11 protein-coding genes and 2 pseudogenes are annotated in these 14,904 nt (G+C 66.1%); 6 read left to right on the top strand and 7 right to left on the bottom strand.

All coding sequences use genetic code 11. The annotated features are described in order from the left end of the window. A partial coding sequence (locus AC2SGK_RS05945) for a hypothetical protein (RefSeq protein WP_488322668.1) occupies nt 1–283 on the top strand: 283 nt, incomplete at its 5' end. A gap of 117 nt (nt 284–400) precedes the next feature. Here the strand turns inward: AC2SGK_RS05945 and AC2SGK_RS05940 are convergent. The 4 genes and pseudogenes from AC2SGK_RS05940 to AC2SGK_RS05925 all read right to left on the bottom strand — a co-directional run. Next, on the bottom strand, nt 401–1,090 hold the full coding sequence (locus tag AC2SGK_RS05940; protein WP_488322667.1) for a calcium-binding protein: 690 nt from the start codon (nt 1,088–1,090) through the stop codon (nt 401–403). Nucleotides 1,091–1,800: 710 nt separating this feature from the next. Further along, entirely contained in the window at nt 1,801–1,926 is a 126-nt protein-coding gene (locus AC2SGK_RS05935; protein WP_488322666.1) for a hypothetical protein, read from the bottom strand. 57 nt (nt 1,927–1,983) lie between these two features. Beyond that, nucleotides 1,984–2,555, bottom strand: a pseudogene (locus AC2SGK_RS05930) (integrase core domain-containing protein); the annotation flags it as partial. Between the two features lie 302 nt (nt 2,556–2,857). Next, nucleotides 2,858–3,557 (bottom strand): annotated as a pseudogene (locus tag AC2SGK_RS05925) (IS5 family transposase); the annotation flags it as partial. A gap of 655 nt (nt 3,558–4,212) precedes the next feature. Here AC2SGK_RS05925 and AC2SGK_RS05920 point away from each other — a divergent pair. The 3 genes from AC2SGK_RS05920 to AC2SGK_RS05910 are packed head-to-tail and all read left to right on the top strand — an operon-like array spanning nt 4,213 to nt 8,088. Beyond that, nucleotides 4,213–6,270 carry a rhamnan synthesis F family protein gene (locus AC2SGK_RS05920; protein ID WP_488322665.1) on the top strand — a complete coding sequence of 686 codons (2,058 nt, stop codon included), beginning with the start codon at nt 4,213–4,215 and terminating at the stop codon, nt 6,268–6,270. Next, a complete protein-coding gene (locus AC2SGK_RS05915; RefSeq protein ID WP_488322664.1) occupies nt 6,263–7,390 on the top strand; it encodes a DegT/DnrJ/EryC1/StrS family aminotransferase in 1,128 nt (375 codons plus the stop codon). The genes AC2SGK_RS05920 and AC2SGK_RS05915 overlap by 8 nt, the downstream gene beginning before the upstream one ends. Next, complete coding sequence (locus AC2SGK_RS05910) at nt 7,387–8,088, top strand: LbetaH domain-containing protein (protein ID WP_488322663.1); 702 nt, start codon at nt 7,387–7,389, stop codon at nt 8,086–8,088. The genes AC2SGK_RS05915 and AC2SGK_RS05910 overlap by 4 nt, the downstream gene beginning before the upstream one ends. Here the strand turns inward: AC2SGK_RS05910 and AC2SGK_RS05905 are convergent. After that, entirely contained in the window at nt 8,039–9,619 is a 1,581-nt protein-coding gene (locus AC2SGK_RS05905; RefSeq protein ID WP_488322662.1) for a glycosyltransferase, read from the bottom strand. The two genes, AC2SGK_RS05910 and AC2SGK_RS05905, sit on opposite strands and share 50 nt — an antisense overlap. Before the next feature lie 300 nt (nt 9,620–9,919). Here AC2SGK_RS05905 and AC2SGK_RS05900 point away from each other — a divergent pair, with 300 nt between their 5' ends. After that, entirely contained in the window at nt 9,920–11,197 is a 1,278-nt protein-coding gene (locus AC2SGK_RS05900) for a Hint domain-containing protein (protein WP_488322661.1), read from the top strand. A gap of 364 nt (nt 11,198–11,561) precedes the next feature. On the opposite strand, the gene AC2SGK_RS05895 is transcribed toward AC2SGK_RS05900, so the two are convergent. Beyond that, entirely contained in the window at nt 11,562–11,693 is a 132-nt protein-coding gene (locus tag AC2SGK_RS05895) for a hypothetical protein (RefSeq protein ID WP_488322660.1), read from the bottom strand. 185 nt (nt 11,694–11,878) lie between these two features. After that, nucleotides 11,879–13,486 (bottom strand): MFS transporter, encoded by a 1,608-nt coding sequence (locus AC2SGK_RS05890; protein WP_488322672.1) that lies wholly within the window; start codon nt 13,484–13,486, stop codon nt 11,879–11,881. A gap of 406 nt (nt 13,487–13,892) precedes the next feature. Between AC2SGK_RS05890 and AC2SGK_RS05885 the strand changes: the two genes are divergently transcribed. Then, nucleotides 13,893–14,852, top strand: a complete 960-nt coding sequence (locus AC2SGK_RS05885) for a L,D-transpeptidase (protein ID WP_488322659.1) — start codon at nt 13,893–13,895, stop codon at nt 14,850–14,852. Nucleotides 14,853–14,904 lie beyond the last annotated feature (52 nt).

Here is a 14,904-nt window from a genome sequence, read left to right as displayed (position 1 = left end):
TCCGTCAGTCGTGCCTTCTTCATCGTCCGTCCTCTCCATGGGCCGGACTCTAATCGTAGATGGAGGAAAAATCCCGTGGCAGGTCAACGGCAGCGTCGCACCCGCCATGACGCTGAAAATGCCATCCCGAGTTCTACGGTCGTGCCTCGCTAAAATGGGAACAACTACCAATCGGCACGAGGCTTGGAAATTTGACGGTATGGTCGCCGAACGTCAGATCCGCAACGCCGTCCTGAACGGCTACACCGCGCTCCGCATACGTGTCACGGTAGCCGTGGGATAGGTCTGGCCGGAAATGGGGATCCTCGGCTCGCATGCGATTGTCGAAACATAGTCGACGCACGATGCCGATGGATCGAAATAAGGGCGCAGCACAAGCCGCGCCCTGGCGTGCATGACCTCAGATGAAGTCGATGTGGTTGATGATGGTCTGAAGGTCGCTGATGTTCTGGAACATCAGGACGTCCCCGTCGCCGAAATCAAGCGCCGCCTTGCCGTCGATGACGGTGCCGTAGGTGTCGATCACGTCCTGCGCCGTGAGGCATGCATCATCCCACAGGTCGGCATCCAGCTGCAGGCGGTCGGAGTTCTGCCCGCCGATGGTGAAGTCGAGGATGAGGTCGATGTCGCTGTCCACCCGGTAGACGAACGTGTCGCTTCCGCCGCCGCCCAGCAGCGTGTCGTTGCCCGTTCCGCCGTCCAGCAGATCCTTGCCGACGCCTCCGTCCAGGTAATCGGCGCCGGCGCCGCCGGAGAGCTGGTCGTTGCCCTTGCCTCCGGACATCACGTCATTGCCGCTGTCGCCGCTCATCTTGTCGTTTCCGGACCCGCCGACCAGCTGATCGTTGCCTGATCCACCAGACATTCGATCGTTGCCGTCATCGCCGAAGAGCTTGTCCTTGCCGTCCCCGCCGGACAGGCTGTCATTGCCCGCGCCGCCCCGCAGCTTGTCGTTACCGGCACCACCCTCGATGGTATCGTTACCGGCAAGACCCTCGATCAGGTCGGCACCGCCGCCGGCGGCGATCATGTCGTCTCCGTCCGTCCCCTTCAGCCGATCCGCATCTTCTGTTCCATTGATCAGTGACATTGTTTTCCCTCACAATATTTAAACCACCAAGACCCTCGCAAAGAGTTACGGGGGTCAACGACATACCTTACGGTATTCCAGTCAAGCGCTTACGCATGCAGGTTCCAAGCAAGGCCACTAAGGCCAAAGCTTGTCGTGAACATCCATGCGACTGCGCAGGGGGGGAGCGCTTTGCAACATTCCGAACAGTCCCGCCCATCGACAAACGATGGGCGTCTTACGCCACCCTGGAGAAAAAGGTATATGAGTAAAATTTTACTGACAACCTATTAGTGGAATTTAGCCTTTCTGGATTGATTGTTCTATATTTTCAAAAACAACCTGAGATTTAATGCATATGAAAAACATGGACCTGAGAAACTTCCCAGTCTTTCGATATGTTCATCCATTTTGCAGGGGGTGAACTGAAAACTGCTTTTTGATGTCCGGAGTAGTGGAATGAAGTGGCGTCGAGAGGTCGGCGCTGCCCACAGTTGATTCGTGGCGCGAGATCAGGGTTGGCGGCTGGTAGCTAACAATCTGTGCAAGGCCGATCGCTGCAATGGCGACTGTCCGACATGTGGCCTATGGAACAGCCACGCGATTCCGATCCTCACATCTCTTGGACACGGGTTTGGTGCGACATCGTCGCGTTTCAGTTCTGATCCGGGTCGCCTATTCCCTCCGCCCGGGGATGCGGGCGCGTGCTACCCTGTCCTGCCCCGCACATCTCAGCTGATCATCACGGTGCAGCGCTCGACATCAGCGTTCTGCTGCAGCGTGCCGAGATGGATGTCGGTCAAGGCGAGGCGCTGCGTCGACGCATAGGTCGTCGGCGTGGAGCTGATGTAGTCCAAGCCAATGTCGGCTCCTCGGGTAATACCCCCATTCCTAGCGGGGTGCATCTGTAGAATTCACGCGGCCATTTTCAGTTTCATGGCGGGTGTGATGCCACCGATACCCATGTTCGGGCGGTCATTGTTGTAAGTCCAGAGCCATTGCGTGGCGAAGTCTTGGGCCTCCTCGATGGTTTCGATGATGTATTGGTCGAGCCATTCATGCCTGACGGTGCGGTTATAGCGCTCGATGTAGGCGTTCTGCTGCGGCTGGCCTGGTTGGATGTGCTGGATGGTGATCTTCCGCTTCTTGGCTCATTCCATCAGCTTGCCGCTGATGTATTCCGGGCCGTTGTCGACCCTCATCGTTCCGGGCTTGCCGCGCCACTCGATAATCCGGTCAAGGCTTCGGACGACCTGCTCCGCCGGCAGCGGAAAGTCGACCTCGATGGCTAAACCTTCGCGGTTGAAGTCGTCCAGCACGTTCAGCAGCCGAAACTGGCGGCCATCGCCGAGGCGATCAGCCATGAAATCCATCGACCAGGCATGTTTGGCGCATCCGGCACGGCCAGAGCCTCCGGTTTGTCCCGCTTCAGCCGCTTGCGGGGTTTGATCCGCAGGTTCAGTTCCAGCGCGCAATAGATGCGGTAACCAGCCGTCCACGAAACCGGCAGCAGGCCAGATCGAGACATTCCAAAAAAGGCCGCGTATCTGTCTTGGTCGAGGGCGCTCTTGCAGCCGATCGCGGTCTTCGCGCAGCAGTGTGTTCCCGAGAACCACGAGGCGCCGCATGACAGCTGTGATGGCCACCTTCTTTGCCGTACCTGCCTCGAGGAGACGCTGATACTGCTAACGGTAGAAAGGGATTGCTACGGGCGGGCAGGTAAATCGCCGGCCGAATAGATGCACGTCCCCCAGCAACCCGTTCCTTGCCATGTGCCTGACTGCTGTGGCACCGATCGTATCGGGTTGCGACACGTCGCCAATCCTTGAGGCGGCCGAACGTGATCTCAATGCGGTTGCGCCGTTCGTAGCGCCGCTTGTCGTATTTGACGGTCTTCTGCGGGACTTCCGTACGGGGATACACACCTTTATCCCCTTGTCTTCCAACGCTTCTCTGAACCAATCGGCGTCATGGCCTCTGTCGGCCAAAAGCCGACCCGCCTTCGGCACGCTGCCCAGAAGCGCCGCTGCGCCGGTGCAATCACCCACCGGACCGGCAGACATGTAGAACCCGATTGGCCGCCCCTTGGCCTCGGTAACTGCGTGCGACCGGGTGTCCATGCCACCTGCGGTTCGCCCGATCCGACGCCTGTGCCCCCTTTTTTCAGCCATAGGCTCGATGCCGTGCGGCGTGCTTTGAGACAGGTTGCGTCGATCATGATCGTCTCATGCCCGGCACTTCTGGCGGCCAGGCCTACGATGATCCGGGCGAAGACACCGTTGTCGCTCCAACGTGTCCAACGGTTGTGGAGGGTCTTGGCCGGGCCGTATTCCTTTGGCGCATCGCACCACCGCAAGCCATTGCGATTGATGAAGATTATGCCGCTGAGATCGCGCCGATCACCGACGCGGGGTTTGCCATGACTCTGCGGAAAGAACGGTTTCAGGCGCTCCATCCGGCCGTCGGTCAGCCAATGGAGGTTGCTCATCAACCAGGTCTCCTCGCGGAGCCTCAATCATGCCAAGGGCCTGAAATCAAAGAGTCTGGAGCCTGGGACGGATACCTGTGACATGACAACAAACCAGTACCGGCAATGCTGAGTTCCAACAGCAGCTGATCAGGCCCGCGGCCGCTTGGCCGGCCGGTCGGATTCGAGGATGGTGACGGAGACCGCGACCTGTGGTGGTTCCCGATGGGCGACAGGGGTCCGCCGATGGCCGCAGACAGGAAAAACGCTGCTTGTTCCCTTCGGTGGAGGTGGTGGCACAGCAGGCCGGAAAAGCGGGCGGCGCAATCAGCGGATGACAGATTTCGATGGTTCATGGTAATCGAAAGTTCAGTCTCTGCATCGTTTCCGCAGGGCGATGGTCGGCCTGCCGACAGTTCGCTCATTGCGCCTTTGTTCGCGAGGTAATGTCTTGGGTCTTCGCTCCGATATGCCGCCCGCCCTCCGTCATCATTGCTAACGCCGCTCGCCCTTGATGCACATCCATATCGGCATAGCCGCCGCCCGGCACAGATCCCAAGGCTGGGGGGACACGCAATACGCGGAGGGGCTTATGCGCGCATTGATGCACAAGGGTGTCGGGTCGCACCTGTTTTTCCGGGGGGAGACACCGGAGCGCCAGCCCGGCAGGAACGTCGTGATACGCATCGTGGGCCCCCATCTGGAGGAGCCGGTCGCGGCCATGCCTAACATGGTCTGGATGATCACGCCGCCGTACAACCGCACGGCAGGGCTGCTGCGCCGGTATCAGCGGATCTTCACGCCGTCCCAGCGGGTGGTGGCCGAGCTTCGCGCCGAAGGGATCGCGGCGCAGCACATGCTGCAGGCGACCGAGGACGACCACTTCCACCCCGGCAGGCGCCGGGAGGACCGGCCCGATCTGCCGATCACCTTCGTGGGCGCCCATGCCCCGCGGGCGCCGCGCCGCATCGTCCTGTCGGCCATCGAGCAGGGGTTTCGCGTCCATGTCTGGGGTCCGGGCTGGAAAGACGTGATTCCCTCCGACATGTGGATCGGCGACCACCTGGATTATGATGCGCTGGCCGAGGTCTATGCCCGCTCTCGGATCGTCCTGAACGCGCATATGCCCGAGATGGCGATGCAGGGGATCATGAGCAACCGCACCTATGATGCGATCGCCTCGGGGGCGATGGTGGTGTCGGACGTCCTGCGCTACTTCAAGCCGCCGCCGGAACTGCCCGAACTGATGCAGTCCCACCCCGGCAGACCCTTGGCCGCCCTGCTGCACCGGCTGCTCGAGGCGCCTCCGGCCGATGCTGCGACACGGTTGGACCGGCATCACCGCATCGCCGCGACCTATGGCTTCGGGGCCGTCGCCGAGCGCATCATCGGCGCAGCCTCCGAGGTTCTTGATGCCGGTGAGATGCCCGCACCCGCGTTCCGCCGCCGCAGCCATGGCCGAGCCGGCACGGTCGAATTGACCGATCCGGCCAGTTCGGCCCCCGATCAGCAGCAGGCGATGCGGCAGACCGCCGAACAGATCCTGGCCATCGCGGACGCGTTCGGCCACCCCCGGCGCGACGGGTTCGTGGAGGGTGGGGCGGGACCCTGCCGGATCATCCATCCGCTGATGGCGGACCTGCGCCTGGCGCAGGACGCGGCGCGGCGCGATCCGCCCGGACCGTCGGCGCTGATCGAGGCCCTGGCGGGACGCGCCCGGCGGGTCATCGACGCGCTGCCCGCGGATGCGCGCCCGCATCCCGTCCTGCGCAAGGCCCGCACCCGCGACGCCCATCTTACCGCCATGATGCGCGACGAGCCGCTTTATGCGCATCACGCCGAGGAGTACTCGCGCGACATCCACAAGTCGCATCTGCGCCTCTGGCCGCGCCGGGATGCGGTGCGGCTGGCACGGCCCATCGGCGTCTTCCTGCACCTGTACTATGACGAGCTTGCCGGCATCTTCCGCGACCGGCTGGCGCAGATCGACGCGCCGCTGCAGCTCTATGTCTCGACCGACACCGAGGCCAAGGCGCATGGCCTGCGCGCCGTGTTCCCCGAGGCCGACGTGCGCGCGATGCCCAACCGGGGACGCGACATCCTGCCCAAGTTCTACGGCTTCGAGGGGGCGCATGACCGCCACGACATCGTGCTGCACCTGCATGGCAAGCGGTCGGCCCATTCCGGGCTTCTGGACGAATGGCTGGCACATATCCTCGACTGCCTGCTGCCCTGCCCGTCGCAGATCAACCGCATCCTGTCGCTGTTCCAGACGATCCCGGAGCTGGGACTGATCGCCCCCCTGACCCACAAGGCGGTCCTTCCCGCCGCGCATTGGGCCGCCAATCACGACATCGCGCGCGAGCTTGCCCACCGCATGGGTCTGACCGCGCCCCTGCCCGAGGACGACCGGCTGCGCTTTCCCGTGGGCTCGATGTTCTGGGCACGCCGATCGGCCCTGCAGCCGCTTCTGGATCTCGGTCTCCGGCCCGATCATTTCCCGCCCGAGGCCGGACAGTTGGACGGCACCCTGGCCCATGCCATCGAACGGATGGTCGGCTGCACCTGCCTGGCCACGGGCCACCGGATGCTGAACGTCGCCCATCACGGCAGCCGCCAGCACAAGCGCTTTCAGCACGCGTTCGACAGCAACCGGCAGGTCCGCGCGGCCCTGATCTCCGGCCTGCTGGAGGGAAATGCGCAGGCATCCACGGAGGTCGCCGCCGATGAATGAACCCGACGAGGACATCCTGACCCAGGGACGACCGCTGCTACCGGATGCCGCGGTGGTCGCCGGGTTGCTGGACCGCGCGATCTCGGTCGGCTGGCTGACGAATGGCGGGCCGCTGCACGAGCAGCTGGAGACCGAGATCGCCCCCCTGTTCGGCGCGGGGACGATCCGGCTCGTGTCGTCCGGAACCATGGCGGCGATGATGGCGCTGCGCCTTGGCGGCCTGCCCGAGGGGTCGGAGGTCATCACCAGCCCGGTCAGCTTCGCCGCCACCGTGCAGGCCATCCTGTGGTGCGGCTTCCGCCCGGTCTTCGCCGATGTCGACCCCGTCAGCCTGAACCTGGACCCCGAGGCGGTGCGGCGGGCGATCACGCCGCGGACCTCGGCGATCCTGCCCGTCCATTTCCTGGGTCGCCCCTGCGAGGTCGACGCCCTGCAGGACATCGCCGCGCGGCACGGGCTCTGGCTGGCCTATGACGCGGCGCATGCCTTCGGGGTGACGCTGCACGGGCGCCCGATCGCGGGCTGGGGCAATGCCTCGGCCTTCTCGCTTCACGCGACCAAGCTGATGCATACCGGAGAGGGCGGCGCGCTGGTCGTGAACGACCCCGACCTGCGCGTCAGCATGGCCCGGATGCGGAACTTCGGCCTTGCGGGCGGACGGATGCAGGGCATGGGCACCAATGCCAAGCTCTCCGAGGCGCAGGCCGCGCTTGGCCTGGCGGTGCTGCCCCTTGTGGCGGCCGAGGCCGAGACCCGCCGTCGCCTGCGCGCGTCCCTCGATGCGGCGCTGAGCGACATTCCCGGCATCGCCCCGCACCCGTCGGCGCCGGGCGCCAGCGACAGCCTGCAATATTACGCGCTGCGGATGGCCCCCGAGCTACGCCGACGGCTGCATCTGGCCCTGGCCGAGGGGCGGATCCTGGCCCGCGACCATTTTCCGCTGCTCTGCGGACCGGACACGATGCTGCCGGATGCGCCCATCGTCACGGCCCGCACCGTCCCCGCGGCCCCGCAGGCGGCCCCGCAGGTCCTGTGCCTGCCCTTCCACGGTGGCGTCACCGACCGGCATGTCGCCGCGATCGCCGACATCGCCCGACAGACCGCAAGGCAGGCATCATGAAGGCGACGTCGGATTTCCATGAGATCACCGTGTTCGGCGCGCGCGGCACGGCGATGATGGTGATGCAATCGCTGCACGAGCACTATCCCGGACGCGCCAACGTCCGCGCACTGATCGACGATCTTGAGAACGGCTTCCTGCATCCGCAGCTGGGCGTGCCGGTGATCTCGTCGCAGGAGCGTCGGGCCCTCTATCCCGACCTGCCGGTGCTGATCTCGGTGACCAGCCCCGCGCTGCGCGAACGCACCGCGCTGCGCCTGGCCGCGGAGGGCGCGACCCTGGCCGATATCGTCTCGCCTGGCATGAATCGGATCGACCCCTCCGTTCGCCACGACCCCGGCGCCATCTGCGCACCTTTCACGCGCGTGGGTCCGAACGTCCATCTGGGCACTGGCACGCTGGTCCTGGCGACGATGCTGGCGCATGACGTCACCCTGGGCGACTATTCGGTGGTCAGCGTCCATGCCAGCGTCCTGGGCCATGTCCGGATCGGTCGCGGCGTGACCATCGCGCCCCATGCCGTCATCGGCAATGGCAGCGCGCGCCGGCCCTTGCGCATCGGCGACGGCGCGGTGATCGGCATCGGGGCCACGGTGATCCGCGACGTGCCTCCGGGGGCACGGATGATCGGCAACCCCGCCATGACCGTCAGGCAGTTCGCGAAGCTGGATCGGCTGCTGCGCGACCCTCCAGCCTAGAGAGGACGGCATCCGCATAGGCGTCAAAGCCCACCTGCGCGCGCACCATCCGCCGCAGCGACCGGCGCGAGGCCGCATCCACCGCCCCCGCCCTGTCCAACGCAGCGCGCGCAAAGCCGTCCACATCGCCCGGCGGGACGAAGACCGCCATCGGCTCGACCAGCCCGCGCAGGCCGACATCGGCGGCATAGCCCACGAAGGGAATGCCCATCTGCGCCGCGTGGATCGCCGTCGTCGGGCCGGGGTCCTGCCGCGACGTCAGCAGATAGAGGTCGGCGGCCCGATACCAGGCCGGGGCATCGTCGACAAAGCCCGGCGTCGTCAGGTCCAGCCCCCTGGCGATGGCATCCGCGGCCAGGTCGCGCGCCCATCCGTTCATCTCGCCCAGCCAGACGAAGCGCGCCTGCGGTTCGCGCCCGGCGATCGCCAGCGCCGCCTCCAGGAACAGATCGAACCCCTTGCGCAGATCGGCATAGCCCGCGCCGATGAAGACCGGCCCCTTGCTCCGCATCCGCTGCCGGACGCTGCGAAAGGCCGAGATCGGCGTGTCGGGGAGGGATATGCCGGGACGGATCTGCGGGACCCTGCCCAGAAGCGGCTCCAGCCCCTCGGCCATGCGCGGCAGGGACGCGACCAGCTGTGCCCCGGCCTCCCGCGCCGCGATCAGCGGGGCGACCAGGCCCTGCTCGCGAAGATAGTCCGGCATCTCATGGATCAGGACCAGGCAGGGGTTGCCGGCCGCCGCAAGCGGCGCGGCCAGAGCCGCCGCCGCCGCACTGACGATCAGCGCGGGAACGGCGGGATCGAGGCCTTGGCGAATATCGGCCAGATCATGCCCGTCGGTGGCCAGGATGACCGGCCCTCTCGCCTCGAAATGCAGCAGCAGAGGCCCGCCCCGCAGCAGCACGAAGACGGGCTGCCACCCGCGACGGACGGCCGCGCCCGCCAGGTCCAGCGCCAGGATCGGCACCCCGGCCTGCTGCGCATCGTGGCACGCCACGAGGAGTGGGCGGGCAAGGGCGCCCAGGCCTTCCCCCCAGGATGCGTCCTGCGAAGGTGCATGCGTCCTGTGCCCGGCCCGCTGCCCGTGTTCGCACCAGTATCGGAACGGCCGACCCGCCTCCAACGGCATGTGACGTTGCGCATAATAGGTCGCATCGAACGCGGCCGAGGGGCTGCGCCCTTCCGCATCGCCATGACGGACGAAATGCAGCGCGGCATCCAGCCCCAGCCCGGCCAGATCGGGATAGGCGGCGCGGTACCATTCAGGGTCGATCAGGGGATGGGGCTGACGTTCGACCCCTTCCGCCAGGCGCTGCAGATAATCCTCCACGGCGGTGGCGGCACCTCGGGACCACCAGTCGGGATACCGCGCCTTGTAGAACGCGGTCGAGAAATACGGACCCGGGTCCAGCCCCTGCGCATCACCTCGCGTCTGGAAATGCCGCATCGGCACGGCGCCGCACTCGGGGGCGGTGCGGCGGTAATAATCACGATCAAAAAGCCCATGGAAGTTCGTGGAAGTCGACATCGCGTCCTCTGGCTGGATCGGATCCATCATTCCCGGTGGATATCTTTCGTGCAAGCGCGCCGTTGGATCGATCCGCGACGGAGGCCAATGCCGAATCAACATTTTTTTGTTTGCACGAGGATGTGAAACTGCTACCACGATAGAACCGGGAGGAAGTGTGGCCCGGTGTCGCCTCGAATCGCCTTTTGGCCTTCTGTCAGGATGAACATCATGAAACACGCCCGCGTCAGCGCGTAATTCCCCGGACCGCGCGGTTGCCTCCATTGGCAAGTCCGCATTGCAGATTTTCTGCGCGGTTAATTGAACTTTCCAAACAGCATCCGCTTATCGGAGCGACGCGTCCCCAGACGCCGTCATTTCGTAGGCGTTCCCCCGATTTCGGGCCATTGCCCCGAGTCTGTCACAAGGAATGTCACAAGGCCTTTCTTCACCCAACTTCCCGGCGTCGATCTGTCCCTTGACCTGGGTCTTGTCAGCATCGGCAACAATGCCCTGCTGAACAACGTCAACAGCCAAGAGTTCGACGAATACTACTTCCAGCCCGCAGACGACACCACCCTGACCAACGGAGAGCGGGTCTCCCTTGTCGACGACACGTTCGACGACCCCTCGGACCCCCGCCTGTTGACCGGCACCTATGTCGGTTCGGGCGCGGTTTCGACCGCCAGCATCTCGGTGGACGTATTCGGTCTGACGGGCGTCCAAGCCAGGCTCTCGCCGGTCGAAGGCGACTTCATCCTGGGCGATGACGGAAATGCCTACTTCACGTCGGATCAGTCCCTGAATGCGAACAACCTCTCGGTCGACCTGTTCCTTCAGGTCGGCTCGATCACGCTCATCGATCTGACGGTGCCCCTCAACACCCTCGGCACGGGCATCATCGACAACCTTCTGCAAAGCGTCATCCTCAACATCGAGGTGGATACCGACGGCACGCTGGTGGTGCCGCCCGGCCAGATCGCGCCGTGCTTCCACACCGGCACTCTGATCCAGACGGATCGCGGCCCCGTCGCCGTGGAGGACCTGCAGGTGGGCGACCTTGTCGTCACGCGCGACAACGGCCTGCAGCCGATCCGCTGGATTGGCGTGAAGCGCCTGTCGGAAGCCTATCTGGCCCGGAACCCGCACATGCGCGCCGTGCGCATCCATGCGGGCGCGCTTGGTGACGGCATCCCGGCAGCCGATCTGGTGGTCTCGCCGCAGCACCGGATCCTCGTGCGCTCGACCATCGCGCAGAAGATGTTCGGGACGGACGAGATCCTCGTCGCCGCCAAGCAACTGCTGCTGCTGGACGGCATCGAGATCGCCGAGGATCTGGCGGCGGTGGAGTATCACCACTTCCTGTTCGACCGGCACGAGGTCGTCCTCTCGAACGGCGCGGAAACCGAGTCGCTGTTCACCGGACCAGAGGCGCTGAAGTCCATCGGCCGGGCCGCGCGGGAGGAGATCTTCGGCCTCTTCCCCGAGCTGCAGGCCCGGGACTACGAGGCCGTGTCTGCGCGCGTGCTTGCATCGGGCAGGATGGGCCGCCGTCTGGCGATGCGTCACCGTCAGAACCACCGGCAGCTGGTCCGCTGATCGTCGTTGGACCCCGGATGCCGGGGTCCGACGCACCACCCGATGATGGTCGGTCCCACTTGTCGGAGCGGGGCCGCCTTCATCGGCATGGCGCAGCCCGTGAACGGCCCGGAGCCGCGTTCCAAAGCGCCTTACATGACCGCGTTCCGGTCCCCCCTGAGGGCAGAAGCCACGGCAAGTGTGATCGACGGCATTGCGAAGGGAGTCGGCCCAGCCCGGCATCAAGCGCGCAGCTTTCCAGAGCGGAAGGGCGACCGAAACACCTTCGGTCGCCGTGGCATACCGACAGGATGTCGTTCGTTTCCGCTCCCACAGCAGCGGCTCGGATCGACTTCGCTCTGCGCCCAGTGATGCCCTCCCTTCGTCAGTCCGCGCCCATGTGACGGGCGGCCTGGAAGAGCTTCGACGACATGCGCGCCTGATGCGGGATCGGCGCCCCGAAGGGGCTGGCGGCGGTTCCGTCGCGCGTGGACCACAAGACATACTCTGGCTCCATTTCCCTTGCGAAATCGGCAGTTGCCATCCCGGCTATGGCGCACGCCACGCGAATCCGATCCGCACTTCGCCGCGCAAGGGATAGGGGTAAGGTCGCCTGAAGATCGCAACAGGCGTCGCCGGATCGTGCCGTTCATCGTCCCTTCCAAGGCAGAGGTCACACCCGGCACCCATGCCCTTGAACCTCTACGGGATCTCGATCTTGCCGACCAAGGGCAGGTCGTCGCTCGGGCCGACGGTATGGCGTTCGATCATGCGGTGGACCAGCGGGTCGCCCTCGCCGCGGTGCAGGGCGCGCAGGGCGACGGCAACCTCGGCATCGGATTTCGTGCGGCGCAGGTTGTGGCGGACATATTCGTCCCAAGTGGCGATGTGATAGCTCTCGCTCCACTGATCGGGATGTTCCAGATCGCGCAGCAGCGCCCAGTTGCGCGCGCCGTCACGGCGGCGGATGGCGCGGCGGCGCTGCATCAGGCGCAGGAACTCGGGCACGTCGGGCTGGTCGATGCGATAATCGACCATGACCATGATCGGGCCCGACCGGCCGCGCAGGTCCAGCATCAGCGCCGGTTCCCGGAAGCGGTTGACGGGGTCCAGATCGACCGCCCCGAATTCCGGCGCGCGCAGCCAGATGCCGATCACCGCGCCGATCAGCAGCACCACCCCCGCCACGGTCAGCGCGGTGTCGAGGCCCTGCGCGCCCGCGACCATGCCCCAGATCCAGGCCCCGGCCGCCATGCCCCCGAAGGTCGCCATCTGATAGAGCGCCAGCGCGCGCGCCACGACCCATCGCGGCGTCGAGAGCTGCACCGTGACGTTGAACAGCGACAGCGCCAGCACCCAGGACGCGCCCGCCGGCAGCATGGCCAGTGCGTGCAGCCAGACCGACTCCGTCTGACCCAGCACCAGCGCCGACAGCGCGAAGCCCGCGAAGGCCATGCGCACCACGTTCTCGTTGTCCAGCCGGGCGCGGATGCGCGGGTTCAGCAGCGCACCCGCGATCGCCCCCACGCCGTAGCAGCCCAGAAGTCCCCCGAACAGCAGCGAGCCGCCCTCGGGATGGCTTTTCGCGACCAGCGGCAGCAGCGCCAGCACCGCGATGGCGGCAAAGCCGAACAGCGCGCCGCGCGTCAGCACCCTGAGCAGGTTCGGCGACAGCGCGACATAGCGCAGCCCCGCCCCCATCGCGGCCAGGAAGGGCTCGGGCGTGGTGACGCGAGGGGCCACATGCGGCTTCCATCGCGCCATTGCCCCCAGAAGCGGCAGATAGCTGAGCGCGTTGACCGCGAAGGCCGCCGACGCCCCCACGGTCGCGACGATCAGGCCGCCCGCCGCCGGGCCCACGCTGCGCATCAGGTTGAACCCCACGGAATTCAGGCTGACCGCCGCCGGCAGGTCCTTGCGCGCGACCAGATCGCCCATGCTGGCCTGCCAGGGCGGGTTGTAGACCGCCTGCCCCGCCCCCAGAAGGAAGGTGAAGGCCAGCAGCATCCACGGCGTCAGCCCCCCCGTCCAGGCCGCCGCCGCCAGAGCCAGCGACACCGTGGCCATGAACAACAGCGCCCCCATCAGCAGCGTCTTGCGGTCGATGATGTCGGCCAGCGCCCCCGACGCGATGGCCAGCAGCATGATGGGCAGCGTGTTCGACGCCTGCACCAGCGCGATCAGCGTCGCGTTGTCGGTCAGCTGGGTCATCAGCCAGGCCGCCCCCACCGCCTGCACCAGACCGCCGAAATTCGACACCAGCGTCGCGCTCCACAGCAGGCGGAAGTCGCGATAGCCCAGCGGCGCCAGCGCCCCCTGGCGACGCGGCGGGGCGGTATCTTCGGACGTCTGGTCCTGGGTCGTCACGGGAGGCCTCTTTCGGAGGGTCTTGCATCGGGTCGGGCGGGCTGCGCGCCGGCGAATCCGTCCACCGGAGGCTGCGAAGAATTCACCCGCGGATGCAACCAAAGCACACGTCAAGTTGTTCCAGAGACGCGGAAAGGTGATGCACCTGACGCCTCTGCGCCACATAGGTTGGAGACTGGCACGATCCCGGACCCCGGATGGGGCGCACGGGGTTGACGCGGATCGGCGTGCGGCCCCATGGACGTGTGTGCGAATCGCGCCGGGCCGTCGTGCCGGTGCAGAAAGAACAGATGCTGCCTCGGGCCTGCCTCTGCCGGTTGGTCCGACGATGAACAAGGAAAACGCAACGATGCGCCTCGCTTCCCTTTTCGCGGCGCTGGCCCTGGGGCTGGCGGCTTGCGGTCCCACGCAGGAGACCGCGACCCCCGCCGTCCAGCAGCCCGCCCAGATCCCCGACATCTACAAGGCCCGGACCGATACCGGCCCGAACGGCGAGCCGATCCCGATCGCCGCCGTCCGCCCCGCCTATCTGAACGACCGCAACACCCGCCAGTTGGTCCCCTATAACGGGTCCGAGGCGCCGGGCACGATCGTCGTCGATCCCTATGCGCGCGTGCTGTATCACGTTCAGCCGGGCGGACAGGCGATGCGCTACGGCGTGGCCGTGGGCCGCGCGGGCCTGACCTTCGAGGGCCGCGCCACCATCGCGCGCAAGGCCGCCTGGCCCAGCTGGCGTCCGACCGACAACATGCTGCGCACCGAGCCGCAGCTGTACGGCCAGTTCCGCAACGGCCTGCCGGGCGGCATGCAGAACCCCCTCGGGTCGCGGGCGCTCTATCTCTATCAGGGCAGCGTGGACACCTATTACCGCATCCACGGCACTCTGGACCCCTCGTCCATCGGCAAGGCGACCTCGGCGGGCTGCATCCGCATGTTCAACCAGGACGTGATGGATCTGTTCGAGCAGATCCCGACCGGCACCGAGGTGATCGTGCGCTCTCAGGCGGAAAGCGTCCGCATGGAAGGCCCGATGGTCGAGACGCCCGAAGGCTATGTCGTGCCCGCGACTGCGGCGCCCGCCGCCGATCCGGCCGTGACCGCCCAGGCCGCGGCCCCGGTGCAGACCGCGATGGTGCAGGCCTCGCCCGTGCAGTCGGCCGTGCCGGCCGCGCCGCTGATGGACCCCTATGCCGCGATGGCCGCGGTTCCCGCCGCGACGCCGGTCGAGCCCGCGCTGGTCAGCGACCCCTTCGCCTCGGGCAGCGCGATCTTTGTCTCGCCGGTCGAAAGCGCGGTTCCGGCGCGCTGACCGCACGGCCCTGCCGGGCAGTTCGGCAACAGTGACGGGCCCTGGCAAAAGC

The organism is Paracoccus sp. NIOT.M2S5SZ12, assembly GCF_057748165.1.
The sequence above is the reverse complement of the archived record's forward strand: the minus strand, read 5'-3'. Positions and strand labels throughout refer to the sequence as shown.

Excerpts from the sequence above, each read along its gene's own strand:
- AC2SGK_RS05885 (WP_488322659.1), top strand. The coding sequence starts at position 13,893 with ATGCGCCTCGCTTCCCTTTTCGCGGCGCTGGCCCTGGGGCTGGCGGCT.
- AC2SGK_RS05905 (WP_488322662.1), bottom strand. The coding sequence starts at position 9,619 with ATGTCGACTTCCACGAACTTCCATGGGCTTTTTGATCGTGATTATTAC.
- AC2SGK_RS05910 (WP_488322663.1), top strand. The coding sequence starts at position 7,387 with ATGAAGGCGACGTCGGATTTCCATGAGATCACCGTGTTCGGCGCGCGC.
- AC2SGK_RS05895 (WP_488322660.1), bottom strand. The coding sequence starts at position 11,693 with ATGGAGCCAGAGTATGTCTTGTGGTCCACGCGCGACGGAACCGCCGCC.
- AC2SGK_RS05940 (WP_488322667.1), bottom strand. The coding sequence starts at position 1,090 with ATGTCACTGATCAATGGAACAGAAGATGCGGATCGGCTGAAGGGGACG.
- AC2SGK_RS05915 (WP_488322664.1), top strand. The coding sequence starts at position 6,263 with ATGAATGAACCCGACGAGGACATCCTGACCCAGGGACGACCGCTGCTA.